General features: G+C 59.0%; 15 protein-coding genes. 3 read left to right on the forward strand and 12 right to left on the reverse strand.

The window, feature by feature from the left end:
• Nucleotides 1-110 precede the first annotated feature (110 nt).
• Genes AAZQ98_RS17110 through AAZQ98_RS17130 form a run of 5 tightly spaced genes read right to left on the reverse strand, consistent with a single transcriptional unit; the run spans nt 111 to nt 7,381 of the window.
• Nucleotides 111-728: a DUF4913 domain-containing protein gene (locus AAZQ98_RS17110; RefSeq protein WP_400344086.1), complete on the reverse strand. Its 618-nt coding sequence runs from the start codon at nt 726-728 to the stop codon at nt 111-113.
• A complete protein-coding gene (locus AAZQ98_RS17115) occupies nt 725-2,485 on the reverse strand; it encodes a type IV secretory system conjugative DNA transfer family protein (protein ID WP_434693995.1) in 1,761 nt (586 codons plus the stop codon). The genes AAZQ98_RS17110 and AAZQ98_RS17115 overlap by 4 nt, the downstream gene beginning before the upstream one ends.
• Nucleotides 2,460-4,079, reverse strand: coding sequence for an ATP/GTP-binding protein (locus AAZQ98_RS17120; RefSeq protein WP_434693998.1), 1,620 nt, complete (start codon nt 4,077-4,079; stop codon nt 2,460-2,462). Before AAZQ98_RS17120 ends, AAZQ98_RS17115 begins: the two co-directional genes overlap by 26 nt.
• Before the next feature lie 2 nt (nt 4,080-4,081).
• A complete protein-coding gene (locus tag AAZQ98_RS17125; RefSeq protein ID WP_434694001.1) occupies nt 4,082-5,722 on the reverse strand; it encodes a hypothetical protein in 1,641 nt (546 codons plus the stop codon).
• A gap of 9 nt (nt 5,723-5,731) precedes the next feature.
• Nucleotides 5,732-7,381, reverse strand: coding sequence for a hypothetical protein (locus tag AAZQ98_RS17130; protein WP_434694003.1), 1,650 nt, complete (start codon nt 7,379-7,381; stop codon nt 5,732-5,734).
• A 48-nt stretch (nt 7,382-7,429) separates the two neighbouring features.
• Here AAZQ98_RS17130 and AAZQ98_RS17135 point away from each other — a divergent pair, with 48 nt between their 5' ends.
• A complete protein-coding gene (locus tag AAZQ98_RS17135; protein ID WP_434694006.1) occupies nt 7,430-7,702 on the forward strand; it encodes a hypothetical protein in 273 nt (90 codons plus the stop codon).
• 131 nt (nt 7,703-7,833) lie between these two features.
• Here AAZQ98_RS17135 and AAZQ98_RS17140 read toward each other — a convergent pair whose 3' ends face one another.
• Genes AAZQ98_RS17140 through AAZQ98_RS17150 form a run of 3 tightly spaced genes read right to left on the reverse strand, consistent with a single transcriptional unit; the run spans nt 7,834 to nt 10,226 of the window.
• Complete coding sequence (locus AAZQ98_RS17140; protein WP_434694008.1) at nt 7,834-8,589, reverse strand: hypothetical protein; 756 nt, start codon at nt 8,587-8,589, stop codon at nt 7,834-7,836.
• A complete protein-coding gene (locus AAZQ98_RS17145; protein ID WP_133833141.1) occupies nt 8,589-8,936 on the reverse strand; it encodes a hypothetical protein in 348 nt (115 codons plus the stop codon). The genes AAZQ98_RS17140 and AAZQ98_RS17145 overlap by 1 nt, the downstream gene beginning before the upstream one ends.
• A gap of 3 nt (nt 8,937-8,939) precedes the next feature.
• On the reverse strand, nt 8,940-10,226 hold the full coding sequence (locus tag AAZQ98_RS17150; protein ID WP_133833140.1) for a MinD/ParA family ATP-binding protein: 1,287 nt from the start codon (nt 10,224-10,226) through the stop codon (nt 8,940-8,942).
• 246 nt (nt 10,227-10,472) lie between these two features.
• Between AAZQ98_RS17150 and AAZQ98_RS17155 the strand changes: the two genes are divergently transcribed.
• Complete coding sequence (locus AAZQ98_RS17155) at nt 10,473-10,835, forward strand: hypothetical protein (protein ID WP_133833139.1); 363 nt, start codon at nt 10,473-10,475, stop codon at nt 10,833-10,835.
• The gene (locus tag AAZQ98_RS17160; RefSeq protein WP_434694012.1) at nt 10,835-12,034 is read left to right on the forward strand and encodes a M23 family metallopeptidase; all 1,200 of its coding nucleotides are present in this window, start codon (nt 10,835-10,837) and stop codon (nt 12,032-12,034) included. The genes AAZQ98_RS17155 and AAZQ98_RS17160 overlap by 1 nt, the downstream gene beginning before the upstream one ends.
• Here AAZQ98_RS17160 and AAZQ98_RS17165 read toward each other — a convergent pair.
• The 4 genes from AAZQ98_RS17165 to AAZQ98_RS17180 all read right to left on the reverse strand — a co-directional run bounded on the left by AAZQ98_RS17165 (nt 12,018) and on the right by AAZQ98_RS17180 (nt 15,700).
• Nucleotides 12,018-12,749: a hypothetical protein gene (locus AAZQ98_RS17165; protein WP_434694014.1), complete on the reverse strand. Its 732-nt coding sequence runs from the start codon at nt 12,747-12,749 to the stop codon at nt 12,018-12,020. The two genes, AAZQ98_RS17160 and AAZQ98_RS17165, sit on opposite strands and share 17 nt — an antisense overlap.
• Nucleotides 12,750-12,754: 5 nt before the next feature.
• Nucleotides 12,755-13,447 carry a hypothetical protein gene (locus AAZQ98_RS17170; RefSeq protein ID WP_434694016.1) on the reverse strand — a complete coding sequence of 231 codons (693 nt, stop codon included), beginning with the start codon at nt 13,445-13,447 and terminating at the stop codon, nt 12,755-12,757.
• A 912-nt stretch (nt 13,448-14,359) separates the two neighbouring features.
• Nucleotides 14,360-14,587 (reverse strand): hypothetical protein, encoded by a 228-nt coding sequence (locus AAZQ98_RS17175; protein ID WP_105656397.1) that lies wholly within the window; start codon nt 14,585-14,587, stop codon nt 14,360-14,362.
• Nucleotides 14,588-14,749: 162 nt separating this feature from the next.
• Complete coding sequence (locus AAZQ98_RS17180; RefSeq protein WP_434694019.1) at nt 14,750-15,700, reverse strand: class C sortase; 951 nt, start codon at nt 15,698-15,700, stop codon at nt 14,750-14,752.
• Between the last annotated feature and the right edge of the window lie 68 nt (nt 15,701-15,768).

Genomic DNA, 15,768 nt, shown 5'->3' on the forward strand with positions numbered 1-15,768 from the left:
TTTGCTATTAGTACAAGTTTACACCTGGGGCATATGGTCCCGCGCGGTCGCAATGCAATGGCCAAAGGGCCAGACGGCGTTCTCAGCCGAAACGAGAAGCTTTGAAAATCTCATTCGGAGGTCTCTTGTGGAATGGAATCGGCTTGGGCATCGGGTAGAGGATATTTTTGCATGACCCATTGGTCGAATTCATCCGTGAATGCCTCGGGAACTGGATCCGTCCGTTCCGGCGCGCGGTGTTCGCGCCGGCAGCCGGCCATGCCGCCCTTATCCGCTGGTGCGTTGATGATGTCGAGTACGTCGGGTAGGTAGCGCAGGTTCCAATACACCAGATCGCTATTCGGAGTCTCGGACCCGTAGTTCGCGGCCGTCCACGACGTATATAACCCGACCACGTGCGCTACGACGTTCGGGTGGAGGAACCAGCAAGCTGGGATCATGTTCGTGCTTTGCCCCGCACCGTAGGTCTCGTTCATCCAAGGCAGCCACTGATTGATCTTAGTCAGCAGCTCACTGATCTGTGTCGGGTTAGCCGCATAGAGATTCCACGGTGAAATATCCTGTTCGGGCCCTATGCTGGTGAGCCGTTCCAGCTGGTTCGTGAGTTCCACAAGAACTGTTTCTTGTGCTGCGAGGCCTTGCTCGACCTTTTCTTGACGTTCGATCAGCGGCTCAACCAGCGGAACGATCAGTTCAACGAGGTCATCGTGGGTTTGTGGTTCGCTCATCGGGCACCGCCAAGGGTTTCTGCCGACTGATTACCGTCATGGGTTTGGGTGGGTTCGTGGAAGATCTTTCCGCACCTGCGCAACGTTTGGTCTTTCATGTCTTTCAAGTCCTTATGGTCTTTGCGCTGCCACACCATCTCGGTATGCACCACGTGCGGCGGCAGGTGCCGATACACGGCGGTAGCTTGTCCGAACCGCAGGTGCTTGAGCTCCTCAGCGCGCACGACCGCTTTTTCTTCGCTGCTGCGGGTCACCGAGCCACCGGTCTTACTGGAGGAGTGGCTGACGCGGGGGGTATCTCGCACGCCCATGTCATTCGCGTAGGTTTTCAGGTCTTCGCTGTTGATTCCGGGGAAGATCAGCTTCAAACTGGCGTTGGATTCAATGGTTTTGGCTTCTTCCTTGCCCCACCGTGCTTCGTTCTGGATAAAGGATTGGCTGATGCCGACCACTTGGATGCCGCGGCCTCCGGTGTCGGTGATCAGCTCGCCCATGTTGCTGAACGCCGCCACATTCGGTGCCTCATCCAGGACCATGCGGAAGACCGGCCAGAGCCGGCCGGAAGCGAACTGGCTGGATTTGCGGCGGGCCGCCCGATAGACCTGGTCAGCGAACATCGTGCTCAAAGTCCCCAATGGCGAGTTTTCCCCGTCGACGACGAGGTGCAGGGTGTTCGGCCCTTCAAGGAACGTGTTGATGTCGAAGGATTCTTCCTTGCGGAACCGGAATTGCGAGAGCACCCGCTCGGTGACCAAGGGTTCAGCCAGGGAGATGAGGGTGGCTTTGATGGAGTCCTCGGTTTCGCCGGCCCGGGATTCGGTGCGTTCGCGCAAGGGCTGGATGAAGGCCCGTGATTTGTGGTGGTCCTCCAAGATGGTGATGGGTTCGGGGTTGTGCGAGTCGAAGATCCACATGAGCAGGTCATCCATGGTGCGGTCTTCCAATGCGGCGGCGTGCAGGAGTCGTCCGAGGACGGTGCCTGCTTTGGCGCTGAACCAGGACCCGTTCTTGGTTCCTTCCATCGGGGCCGCGTTAGCCCAGGCTTTGCCGCGCTCGAGGGCTTCGTCTTCGTCCTCGCACCCGTAGATCGGCGTCCAGTTCACGGTATTGGGCCAGCCGGTGATGTTTTCCCAGTCGCACACAAACACTTGCCCTTGTTTTTCCCGGGCAATAGCAGTCCACGCAACCACATCTGGTTTGGTCGACGTTGCCAGGACTGGGCCGGGGGCGCTGAGGACCATGGGGATGACGATGCTGGAGGTCTTGCCACCGCGGGCTGGCGCGTAAACCCACATGCTGTCTTCCAGCTGGATATACAGCGGGATTTTCTTCGACGCGTTGGCATAGACGGCCAGGGCGATGAACGCTTCGGCGGTCTTCTTCGTGACCTGCGCCCCGTAGATCTGCCGGGCTTTGCGCCAGGCGGAGGTGAAGCCCATCATCGAAGTAATCGCAGCACCCTGCGGAGTGAACTTCTTCGCCTCATCCCGCGAGGTTCCCCAGAGTTCGGTGAACAGCACGTACGCCACGAGCAGCACGGCTGCGAAGCCGCCGAGGATGAACCAGGACGCGGTCGGCCAGGCAAGGTTCTCATCGAGGGCGGCTTGGATCAGGTCCATCGGGTTCCACGAAATCCCAGTACCGGTAGGGGTGAGGCGTTCGCCCCAGTTCAACGCCACCAACGCGAGGCCGGCAAGGATGGCGATGATCAGCCAGGCGGGGATTTCGCGGTTATGCCGCGTGGGGTTCGAGCTCATCGGTGATCACCTCGTTCATTTTCTGGGCGGTGAGGGCCTTGTCGGTGTCGGTGAGGATCTTTTCCACGTCGCTGCGCAGGTGCTTGACCTCGAACGGCGCTTCGTTGCCGATCTTCATCAGGCACGTGCCGGTCGCAAGGTTCAAGATCGTGCCGTAACTGGAGGCGGGCAGGTCGAACATTTCCACTGCGGCCCGCGCATCCGGGGCTTTCTTCTGCTGATACACCAGGACGGTGTCGCATTCCTTGATGATCGCCTCGGCTTCAGTGCCGGGCGGGATGTCTGAGACGTGATGGAACATGAACCAGTTCGACAGGCCGATAGCGCGGGAGACTTTCTGGTTGCGTCGGATGACCTTGGCGACGGAGGTTTGGACGACGTGCCAGGCTTCTTCGACGATGAAGTGGGTTTGGCGCCGGTTCTTGGCCCGGAAGAGCCGGTTGGTCATCCACGTGTTGATCACGGTCATGATGATCGCCAACGCCGGCCCGGTCTCTGGGAGTTGGGAGACGTCGAAGACGGTCAGCCCGTCAGCCAGGATCACGTTCTCTGAGGTTTCGCCGTCGATCAGGCCGGAGAGGTCTTCATCGACGAATCGTTCCAGTTCGAACGCCAGATCGTACCCCCATTCGCGCAACACGGTCCGGTCGATCTGCAGTTCCTCGCAGTCAATAGGGGAAGGGTCGAGCATGCGGGAGATGACCAGGCCAATGGTGGGTGTGCGGCCAGCAGCCCGGGTTTCTTTGAGCACGCGGTGGTGGGCAGTGCGCATTGCTTTGCCTTCGCGGGAGGACACTGGCCGGCCGAGGACCTCGGTGGCGACAGCACGCAGCAGTTGGGCTTGGCTTGGTGGGGCTTCGGAGCCGTTGGTTCGGGTGTCTTCCACTTCGGGGGAGATGGCCGGGTCGAAGATGTTCAGACAGGCTCCGCCGCCACCGATTTTGAAGGTGATCGGCTCGCGCCCGAAGAACCTAGAGAGGGCTGCGTATTCGCCTTCTTCCGGGTTGGAGTCTGAGGGTTTCTTGTCGACGACGATGACGTTGCGGTCCAGGATCAGCGGGCGCAGGCAGCCCCAGGTTTTGCCGCCGGAGCTTTTGGCGGAGCCGAGGTCGCCGATGAGGATGACGTTGGCGTTGTTCACGGTGTTCGGGTAGGCGAAGATCGGGTCGTGCATGACGCCCCATCCTGATTCCAGGTCTAGGCCGAAGAGCAGGCCTTTGTAGGAGGTGGGGGACCAGGGGACGGCGAGGTTGCTGATCTCTGTTTGCCGGGTGGTGCTGATCCCGCCTTCGGGGGCGGGGTCGTAGAGGCCGTAGGTGGATCCGGTGCGGGAACGGCGGCCGGCGTCCCAGGACACGTCGGGGCGGAACATTTCGACGGGTGCTGGGATGCCGCTATTTTGATTGTTTGCTAGCTTATTGGTTTGCGCTCCAGCTAGTTTCCTGGCTTGCTTAGCGGCCCGCCGGTCCTTCCTCGAATGTTTCTTCGTGTCTCCTTGGCCGGCGACTGTGCCGGCAGGACCGGATGCGGTCTTCCCAGATTTGCTGGCGTCGGCGGGGTTGGTGGTGGTGCTGGTTTTCTTGAAATATTTCATGATTAACGGATCCCTCGTCCTAGCGGCATCACGGAAGCCAATGCCATGTGGTGGCGGTCATCGAGCCAGATCAGCCTTTCGATCCCGCAATCAGTGGCCACCGATTCAATCTGCGTGGACACGGCCAGCAGTTCTTCTTCGGACTGCACGGTGAAGCTGAGGTATGCGCCCCATTTCACTCCGTGATGCCCGCTGCCGGGCATGAGGTCCAGGCCGCGCTGGTCTGAGGAGCTGGACATGACGTGTTCGGTGCCGTCGCTGATCTTGCCTTTCTCGGCATCGGATTTGCGCTTGGCCTTGTCGCTGGTGCGATCAGAGACTGCTTGGGCACGGGCGGTGCGGGCATCGACAACTTCGTTGACCCACGACACCGAGTGGATCACTGCGGGCACGATCCCGTTGACTAGCTGCCGCATGGATTGGACGGGAAGGGCGGAGCCGGCCATGAACCCATGCCGAGGAATATAAGCCACCCGAGTGTAAGCACGGTTATTCACCAAGACTGCCTTGGACGTTTTCGTGGCGTCCAGGCGCTGCCAGACCGAACCGAGGTTGTGGTCCGGGTCGTCGATGCTGAACTCGTACGGGTCTTGCAGGTGGGAGAGGAGTGCGGCTGCCATGTTGGAGTTCACTGGCCGGAAGCTGCGGATCGCCTTATGTGTGACTGCTTGGGACATCAGTGCGTGGGCTTCGCTGACGATCGCGTCATATACGGCCCGCGGCCCAGGGGCTTGGGCGGTGATGGCGCGCTGCAGGGCTGCGAGATTATCGAAGCGCAGTACCCAGTAGGAGCGGTGTTGTTCGGCCTTCTGCTCCACATCCAGGCAGAGCTCTTGGTAAGAACGCACCAAGTGGTCGTGGGCTTCGGGGTGGACGTAGTCAGAGAGCCAGGAAATATGGTCGGTAATATCCAGCGGGACGGAGCGGGTGAAGCTTTGGATGTGGGAGATGGCACTGGTCCGCCGCGCTGCCCGGGCCAGTACTTTGCCGAACCCGATGAACGGGATATCCTCGATGTCTTCTTCCACCACGCCGCCGGTGCTGCCGCGCACTTCGAAGATCGCGGTATAGAACACTGGAGCAGTGTTCGCATGCCTGAACACTGTGAGGCGTTCGCGGGTGTTGAAGGGCACTTCAGTGGCGCTCATCTTCCCGATCATCAACGGCGCTGGCTGGTCGGTGGCCTTGCGGCGTTGGGCCCTGCGCACAGCAAACCCTTTAGGACGGACAGTTTCCTGCGGGTTGGGTGTTTTCTGTTTGTTCTGCGTTCTCTGCTTGCGCGGGGTTTTCTGCTTACTTCTGGTGGCGTGCTGGTAGGTTCTCAGGCGCTCTGCGGCGATTTGTTCGTGGACGGGGTCGAAGACATCAGTGCCGGTGGTTTTCTGCCAGAGCCGGTAGGCCCGTTCGGCGTGGATGGCTCCGAGGCTGCGCCCTTCGTTGATGGCGGTGGGCATCGTAGTCAGGATGCTGGCCACTGCCACGAAGAGCGCTGCGACGAGGAAGAAGAAGCTGAACGATCCCAACATGATCAGGAACGCTGAGAGTGCGAGGCCAATGAAGAGGAGGAGCTTTTCGGGCAGGGAACGGCCTGAGAGCAGTCCGCGGGACTTGAACTCACCGCCGAGGGCAACGTGACGAGTCATGAGGGTTGATCAGTCCTTAAACGAATCCCAGGTATCGGGGTCGGAGTCCTGTTGGGCGATGCGGGCTTGGGCTGCCGCGTTGGACATGGTGTAGCGGGCGTTGGCGAGCATCCCGACCTTGCCGGTGCGCAACGGCCGATACGCCTTGGACGCCGCACTGGTTGGAGGGTTGGAGCTTGCAGATTGGGTTTGCCGGCCGGAGGCACCAGCAGCCTGGCCAGCAGCACCTGTACCGCCAACCTCGGAAGCGGGCCCTCCAGCAGGACCGCCTTCAGGACTGCGGCCCGACGATCCCACGGTCCCGGGACCACCCGCGCCGCTGGAACCGCCGGCATTTCCTGTGCTGCCTGTGCCTCCCGTGTTGCCTGTTCGTGGGCTGGTTGGCCGTTCCATGGCCTCAGTCGGAGCACCCTGGCCCGGGCTGCCAGGCGACGACTGGCCATTAGAAGAACCTTGCGGCTGGCCAGCATCCGGACCGTCGGACGTACCGGATCCTGAAGGTGGGGAAGAACTATCATCACCGCCACGAGCGGCGGCAGATCCCTGGCCGGCAGCACCTGCGGCTGCTGCTGAACCGGCTCCTGCTGCAGCACCGCCGCCCGATGCACCATTACCGGCACGGGACCTAGAAGAAGAGCCGCTGGCAGCGTTGCCGCGACGTGCAGAGATCGCCCGACGCACTGCTCCTGCACCGGCACCGGCAAGTCCGCCGGCCATGCCACCGGCCGCAGCGCCGACACCAGCAGAAATTTCAGGGGAGATCCCGCCGAAGTTCGCTTCACGGCTTTGGATGATTGGCATCCACCGGAAGATCGCGGCCGGGGAGAGAACGATCAGCAGCATGATGAACGCAGTCGCTCCAAGGTTTCCCACATTCACCAGCACATCATCGGTGCCTTCCTTGAAAGCCGTCTGTGAGGCGAGGACTCCGAAGACGGCGCCCATGGCGAGGAAGACCACGGGCTTGAGAACCAGCAGGGTGGCGAGGGTGGAGGCGATCTTCAGAACATAGCGGCGGGTTTTCGGAGAGATGAGCATGCCGATCAGGGCGGCGATGGCCAGTCCCATGAGTTGCTGGAAGATCGGGATCAGCAGGAAATAGATCATCAGGGCGATGGCGCCGATGAACAGCATGCCGAAGAAGATGATCGCCGCCAAAGGCCCGAACCAGCTGCTGGATTCCAGGGAAGCGAACCGAGAGATCACGGTGATGAAGTTGCTGATCATTTCCGCGGACCAGTCGGTTGCCCCGGAAGTGAGTGGGGCGATGCGCTGCTGGATTTCGTTCATGGCCCACGGTCCATAGATCACCAGGAAGAGGCTGACTGGGAGGTAGTAGAGCAGGGAGTTGCTGAAATCGTCGTCGCTGATCTCCCCGTTGCTGTGGTGTTTGAACAGGATCAGCAGCATGATCGAAAGGCCGACGACGCCGATCCCTGCGTAGAGGGCCCAGCGGTCTTTGAATTCTTGGCTGGAGGCGTCGAATTCGGTGGTGGAGGTGAGTTCTTCGAGGACTTTTGAGGTGAGGGCGATGGACTCTGATTTGCTGCTGTTGGCGACTTCTTCGAGTCCGCTTTTGGGGTCGGCGACGAAGTCGATGGTGTTGCTGATGGCGTCCATGACGTTCAGCACCGAGCGGCCTACCTCGCTTTGGCCCATCCAATTTCTCAGAGTGCCTGAAGCCCAACCCGTAAGAAATTCGTTCGCTTGCTGTCGGACGCAGAAAGTAACACTTTCGTTGCCGGCACCCGTGGACATCAAGGCCTCACACAAATCCATGGCTGGTTCTTGCTCGATGATCAACGCATCAGGGTCCGGATACATGGCGTGCAACGCATCGCGCGTTTGCTCTTCACAGTTGCGGGCATCGAAGTTGAGGAAAGATTCCATGCTGCGGTAATACGTGAAATTGCTGCATTCGTCCGCCCCAATTTCTGTGATGACATCATGCAACAAGGTGTTCTTATCCTCATCCGATAAGTTCTCGTACCTTTTAACCTGGTCCTGGCTCAGCACCTCGGATACTTCTGTGCCATTGTCGTCCGCCAAGGAAGGAGACGCTGCCAAACTTAGGACAAGGAGTGCTGCGAAAAGCGCGGAAATCAGTCGCTTCATTCTGCGAGCTCCGTCCACCCATCACGGCTTAGCGGATTGCCCTTGGAATCCACGAAAATTTGGTTCAACAGATCGTTCGGTGATTCTGGAGCTTTCTCTCCCTCGGCAATGATCAATTGAGATTCCGCACGGACAGGGGTTGGCGAGAAATCAAGCTTCCAATCATTGTCTTCCCACACCAAAGCTTGATTCTGAGTCCGGAATTTAACCGAGGGGCCAATAGATCTTCCGTCGAGAATGAGTCCTGGATCGACTATCTGGAGTGCCACGACAATGTCTGCTGATTTGCCTGATTCGCAGTTCTCCACCTTGTAGATCGCCGGAGAGATCAGGCTGCTTTCTGCGGAGGCCGAATTATTCGATACCAGTGAGGCTGTCGCGTTGATGTACTTCGTGTTGTACTCGCCCGATGCGGCGATCTGCTGAAGCGTTGCCTTCTGGTTCTTCCAGTTTTCAGGGGAGTAGGAATCAGCCGCCACATAATTCACGGCGGCACGGACGGCGTCTTCGCACGAAGCCGTGTATCCGATAGGGGTTTTTCCGTCGGGTGCGGTCTTGGTTCCGCCTTCACCGAGGCGGATGCTGGAGACCGGGAACCCGTACTCGCTGGTTTTGGTGGGTGTGGCAGGGGTGGTGGCCGCCGAAGAATCGGGTTGATCCTGGTCTTGGGACATGAGGACGCTGGCTACCACGACGAGGGCGATGGCTACCACCGCGACAATGAGGACAATGATTCTGCGGCGGCTGGTCATTAGAGCATCCCCGCCAATTTCAGGACAGCACCGATGATGACACCGAACGCGGCAACCGCGACCAGGGCAATGCCGCGGCGTTTCATCTCATCGGTATGCTCACCGAGCTCTTCGTAGTGGCCTTGCTTTTTCGCACCGGCGAACTTGCCAAGGCTGGTCAGCAGTTTCACGGCCACATAGATCAGTACGACGCCCCAGATGACGCCGAGGATGATGCCCAGTGCGCTGTCGAATCCATCGCCCAAAGGTGAGATGTCGGGGGAGACTCCCTCGAACGGGTTTTTCACGGTGGTGGATTCTTTTTGTTCCGCAACGATGTTGAGCGCGGTGTGTACTGGTGCGAACACGGGTTAGTTCTCCTTGGTGTTTCGTGGGGTCGTGTCGTTAGAGGCGGAACGGAAGAGTCCGGCGCTGACGGCGGCAGCGACTTTTTCGAAGGCGCGCACTGACTCGTCTGTGGCGAGTTGCCAGTCGATGAGCCCGTTGGTGTCCAGGGCTGGCTCGTAGGGGACGGTGAGGAATGTGGCGGTCTCGCCGAGGGCTTGTTCGAGCATCTGGCGCAGTTCTTTTCGGCGCTCTGGAGCCACGGCGCGTCGGTGGGATCCTGGGGTGATGACCAGGACCGCGTGCTCACACAGGCTGGCATAGTGCTGGTTTCCGGTGACTTGGGACATCGCCTGCAGTTGCTCGATGGTGCGCAGGACCGAGACGACGGATTTGTCGTTGAGCTCTACTGGGAAGACGAGCTGGTCGGTGGCGTCGATGCCGGCGAGCCAGTTCTCGGCGCGGGTGTTGTTTCCGGTGTCCAGTACGACGACGTTCCAGAAGCGCTGGACGACTTCGAGCAGTTCGTTGAAGGTGGGGCGGGTGAGCATTTGCATCCGGTCTGGATCCTCATCGGAGGCCAGTACACAGAACCGGTTATCGCCTTGCGGGCGGGTGTAGTACTGGACATCGCCGCTGCGGGTCCGTTCGCTTTTGAGCTGCTCGAGGGCGTCGAGCAGGTCGATGATGGTCATGTTCGACCCGTTGGAACGGGTGCGGACTCCGAGGGTGCCCATGGTTTCGTTGTTGTCCATGGCCAGCACGTTGTGATCCGAGGTGTTGCCGATGGTGGAGGCCAGTGCGACGGTGAGGGATGTTTTCCCGGCGCCGCCGGCAGGTTGGGCGATGGTCACAGTGACCGGGCGCGGGTAGACCCGGCGGATTGAGGCGAGCGTGTCCCGGCGTGTCAGTTCTTGGGGTCCTGGTTTCGGGGCGATCAGCCCGCCAGTTAAGGTGCGGATCTTCTTTTGCCACCCCTCTTCGGCTGGCAATGGCGTTTCCAGGGCGTCGGAACCGGTGATCGCACTGCTGAGCGTTCCCGAGACCAGCGGTGTCCCTGAGCCCAGTAGTGTTCCTGATCCCGGAATCGTCCCGGATGCCGGGGATGCCTGTGCGGAATCCGGTTTCTCAGATGCGTTTGCTGGTTCTTGCCCCTCGCTATTTGGGGTCGTAGTGCTCGAGCCAGGGGCTGGTCCGTCGCTGGCTGGTTGCTGGGTGGGTGGGTTGCTGGTGTCCGTTTCGCTGGGTGCTGGTTTCACCAGAAGGTCTGTTCTCATGCGGCGGCGTTCTTCGCCCGGCCAATCCCCGCTCATGCAGTTCCCCTTTCGTTCATCAAACCCATGGTATCAATTAGTATTGAAATCATAAGCTTCAACACTAAATAATACTCTACGGGGGTTGCCATGAACCAGGGAATGCACCGCACCACGCACCACGCTAGGGACCGCTCTCGCCGCCGTGCCGCCACGACAGGGATCGCTCTGGTCTTAGCCAGTGCGCTGCTGGCGGGTTGCACACCGGCCGAAACAGAGGGCACGCCGGGGGAGGGGAACGGGATCATGCACGACATTCATGCCTCTCCGGAACAATCAGCCATCGAAGACTGGAGCCCCCGGATCGCCCAAGAAGCTAGCGACGTGGCCACCAACGCCGCGACAGCCTACGCCCGCCCCGACCTGAACCAGCCTCAATGGTTTACCGGGCTGCGGCCCTATCTCTCTGCCGACGCGCAACGCACCTTCCAAAACGTCTCGAACTTGAACATCACCGCCACCACAGTCACCAGCACCGAAGAACCCGTCAAAGGTCGGTCCGCGGCGATCGCCACCGTCACCGTGAACACCAACACCGACTCCCTGGACTTCCTGTTAAGCCGGGCTGATGGTGAATGGGTCGTCGAAAAGATCACCAGCGCCAAGTAATGCGACGCTTCAGACTCATCAAAACCCTCGCCATCATCCTCCTAGTCTTCTTCGGCGGCATTTTCCTCTCTCTGACCATCCTCGGACCACGAGACGCTGCGGATCCCCGCTCTATGGACTGCGACCCGAACAGCAGCATCGGGAAAAACATTAACGTCACCAACCTGCCCACCACCCCAGTCGGCAACTACACCGAGAAGCAACTGGCCAACGCCGCGATCATCATCAACGAAGCCAGCACCGCAGATCTGCCCCAACGCGCGGCCATCATCGGACTGATGACCTCCATCCAGGAAAGCAGCCTGACCATCCTGGCCAACGACGGGAGCTGGCAGTACCCGGAAGGCACCCACATCATGACCAAAAACGAATGGGAACAAGCCAAAGAGGTGGCCGTGGCTTCCTTGGATGAACCGCATGAAGGTGTCGGGCACGCCTGGGACGCCATGGGCACCTTCCAGCAACGGCCCAGCGCCGGCTGGGGCACTGTCGGACAGATCATGAACCCTACTTATGCGGCTGCGACCTTCTTCGACCGCCTCCAGAACATTGACGGGTGGGAAGAGCTGCCCTACGAGCAAGCCGCCGAAGCCGTCCAAGCCTCCGGCCTGCCTGATAACTACGCGCAACGCAGGGATGATGCAGAGCTGATCTACGCGGCGTTGCAAGGCGCCGAAGCCACTGATGTCGACCAGGATGAAGCCTATGTCTCGTGTGATGAGGGGGCTGAGAGCCGCAACCCGAAAACGGAAAACACTCCGAACAATGAATCAGACTGGGTCTTCCCCTTGGAGACGTTGACGAAGATCTGGCACAACTACGGCGAATCCCGCGGCCCCTACCCGCACGCCGGCGAAGACTTCGCCGCCCCGGAAGACACCCCGATTTACGCGGCGGCCGCCGGGCAAGTCATCCGCGCCAGTTGCGATGACCTCGTTGTGGGCCGGTCGCCCTGCCAGATCGAAATCGACCACGGCATGCACGACGGCGCCCAGATCACGACCTTATATGTTCACATGTTCCCGGATGATCTGATCGCGCACGTCGGCGATGAAGTTGAAGCAGGAGAACAGATCGCCCAGGTGGGTACCAACGGCAACTCGACCGGTTTCCATCTGCACTTCGAAGTATGGAAAGACGGGCAGATCACGAACCCGATGGAGCTGCTCGAGCAGCAGGGCGTCACGATGCCTGGATAAAGTCCTGCTGCTGTCTTCGGCGCAGCACCGCATCCACCAGTCCCAACGTCATGCCGGCCAGGACACTGAGAATTGCAGGATAGATGAACAAGTCCGTGATCCAGCCCAGTTGCCGGTTCGCCAGCTCGGCCAGATGCCCCAGCGGGGCGGCGATGACCAGGCCGAAGCCGAAGCCCATGAGCTTCTTGGAGTAGTACGGAATCCTTGATACCGACTCGGTAGCTGCCCGCATCAGCGGGGCCACCAGGAACGAGGAAACGATCGCCGGGTATATGTAAAGCGCGAGCTTATATAAGACCACCAACGGGTTATCCCTGAACGCGTTCAACCCCACATCAGAGTAGGAGCTGCCACTGAGCACGAACAGGACACCCATCAGGGCGGCCGAGGCCGGCAATGCGACAGTGGAGAGTTTCAGGATCTTGTGTGCGATCTCGGGGCGGTTGATGCCATGGGAGATCTGTATGCCGCCGCAGAAGAACACCAGCGCAATACCAATATGGGATACGAGGTTCGCAAAATTTTGGGATCCAGCCAAGGAATCAACGAACTCATAGACCGGATCAACAGCCAAGGACAGGACGAGGGCCATGCCTAAATGGGTGAGCCACAACCAGAGATTCCCGATCCCTTGGATCAGTCGAGGAAGGCGGGCGATGAGGGCTGCGAGGAAACTGGTGGCAAGGATTGCAGACACCCAGCTCGAAAACGCCACATCATTCATCCTAAATGACGGTCGAAAGACTCCTTGTCGCGTTCCTGCTTGCCCACCTGCTGCAAACGTTGCTCAGTGCAACTGAGCAACTGTCCGACAGGAACTGTATTAGCCCAAGTCGCACGGCATTCTTCAACCCAACCAGCTTCTTTCCCCGTGAGCACTTCAGAGATCACTAAAGCCGACACGCCCGGCCACCCAGCATGCTCGCACACCGCCAGCGCCACATCTTCACGCAACCTGGTGCGCAGCATCTTCCATAGCGTCGGCTGATTCACGCCTAGCTCGTCAGCGATCCGGGCACGCAATGCTCCGTCGTTGGCGAGGTTGAACCAATACAACGCCGCCAGCTCGTAGCTCTCGGAACCGAGTTTGGTTTCGGTCACTGGCTGGTTTTCCAGGCGTTCAGCACTGGCGCGGAACAACCCTGGCGAGGAAATGAAGCCTGGCATCTCACCTTCGTCAGGGGACGAAGGAACAAGATCTGAGAAAGCTTCGAACCTGGTGAGCTGGGTGAGCGGATCCAAATCCAGGGCGCGGGAGATGGCAGCGATTGTTGCCGGCGCGACGTTGCCTCGAGCGAGCTGTTGCTTGACCCTCAACCGCGGCAGGTCAGCGAGGGCTGCAAGGCGCACGGAACCGGTGCCTGGAGAAACCTCATCCAGCCACGCTTGAACTTCATCGCGTCCTAGCTTCACTTACCGCTCATTCACTCACGCCACAGCAACATGCCCACACCGAGACCAAACTCGACGCTTTTGCCAACCTGTCTCAATTTATCCTGTCTGACGGGCCTATATTCCCAGTTTATAGGCGGGGACAAGACACAATTCGGCCACAAAACACGAATCGCCCCGAAAATCAGTGCCCAACCCCGGGTTTGGCGGCTGAAGGGGCCAATACGGGGACGCTCAGTAAGTTGTTCACGAGATAGCCGAACAAGACCGGATGCTAGTCATAAGTGGCAAAGGGCAGGTACTCGAAAGCGCTGCTAGCTAGGACTGTCGGATCTCGGGAGAATGGAGCAGGAGAAGCCTCGACCGGTGTATACGTAGCTCGTTCGAGCTGGCGGTCTTCGAGCTGCTTCAGGGTCAAATGCCGTACGGCTCTTTAACTAGGCGGCTGTTGCGCAGTAGCTTGGTGTTCATGGTGGGTTGGGAGGTCTCGAGGCACACGGAATGGGACATGATATTTACCGCTGGCCTTACCGCGCACGAAATCGCTGATCTATGTGAACAGAACATCGCTACAGTGCACCTGCACCTGAGAAACCGCGAGAAATACGATCCTGATTTTTTCGCCAAACACATGACCGCGTTAGAAGATCGAGGACCGTATTGCATTACCACGAAGTGGCGGAGCTGAGCGAAAGAAGCCCAAAAGTCCTATGGATCGCTTGGGCTCCTTGCGACCCGTAGCGGGAAGTTAGTAGGACATTCCATGGCGGGTCGCTGAACAAGGTCGTCTCTTCGAACGAAACGAATTGTCACAAGCCAAAACAGGCGCCATCTCTACGTGAGACAGATGCTGGATCCGCAGCCATACACCCAAGAAGTGTTCTTCTTCAGCATTACAGGCCGTAAATTCCCAAGCAGATCATTTGCTGGCGCTCAGTCTCCTAATACCAGTGTGGCATCACCATTCGGCGATTCTTCCCATGCTTCTTCGACCACCTGGATCAAATGAGTGACGGAACTAAGGATTGCCGGTGATTCCGATGGGCCCGATAACAAACCATCTCTGTATCTTTTCAGCGCTTCATACAAGGCGTAGCTGGAATCATCATCTTCCATCCGGATAGTGAGCGAGTATGGAACGAAATGCTTGTCAGAATCCATGATTCCTGCTTGATGGTCGTGTCGGAGAACTATCCGCGGCGTATTTGATTGGATGGGCGCTCAGCCGAGATACCGAAGACGTATCTCTCGTGAGAGGTTTGGCTGTTATCGGAATACTTCTAGCTCTGCATGCTGTTGGAAGCCGTAAACAGCAAATGGTACTCATGTGTTTTCTTCAGCCATGCGCTTCGAGGCGCGGGTATGTCTGTTGGCCTGCGCGTAGCCAGCGCGCCAGACGAATGCAACTGCCGCTAGAAGCACAGCGCTCAGGACTACGGCCCACCACGGAAAGCCAGGTAGTTCGGATTTTTCTGCTGCGGCGAGTTCATCTGCTGGTGGAGTCGGTGTTACTCGCACTGCATTGACGAGAATCCTGTGGCTGTTCAGCCCGAGAGGAGTGCAGGTAACAAGTGTCAGCATGTCTGTATTTTCGACAGGAAGTATAGCTTCAGTTTCGTCTGGATCAATGACCACCGTTTCAACAACTTCGTAGGTTAAAGTCTGATCGAGTACAGAAACAGTGAGGCGGTCTCCGATCTGCGCCCGATTCAGATGGGTGAATAGCGTAGATTCGGGTAGTCCGCGGTGCGCTGTCAATACAGAACGGGTTTCATTTCCACCGACCGGCAGCGAAGTTCCCTCCAGATGGCCAATGCCGCGTTGCAGTGTTTCGTCACTTGTGCCGTGGTAAATAGGAAGGTCAATGTCGAGAGATTCATATCGAAGGCGCCCCATGAACCCGTTGCCGGTGGTGTCCAGCAGTGATTCGTAGTCCAACTTTTCATCAGCGACGTTGATGTCGCTGCTGGCGATGTTCTCATTAGCCCGGTATACGGCGCCACTGGCTAAGGCACCGTTATATTCATGTGCGCGGGCAATTTGTTCTGCCCGATATGCTGCGTCATTGGTCGGAGCTTCTCGCATTTCGTTGAGCGCCATCTCAGTCACGCGGGACTGCTCGCGCTGCGAGAACCATGACGCCGTGCGAGGATACATGAAAGTCATGACTCCTGCGAGGATCAGGATGGCGGCGAGGGTCTCCAGCCAGGGCAGTCTCCAACTCCGATGGGACTCGCGGTGCGCTGCATGACGCCCAAGTCTCGATGTAGTCACTAGTTATCCTCGTAGGTGATGAAATGGAATTGGCGGCGGCGCATGAATGCACCGCCGCCGAATTCTGG

The sequence above is a fragment of the Glutamicibacter sp. Je.9.36 genome (assembly GCF_051129975.1).
Classification (GTDB): domain Bacteria; phylum Actinomycetota; class Actinomycetes; order Actinomycetales; family Micrococcaceae; genus Glutamicibacter.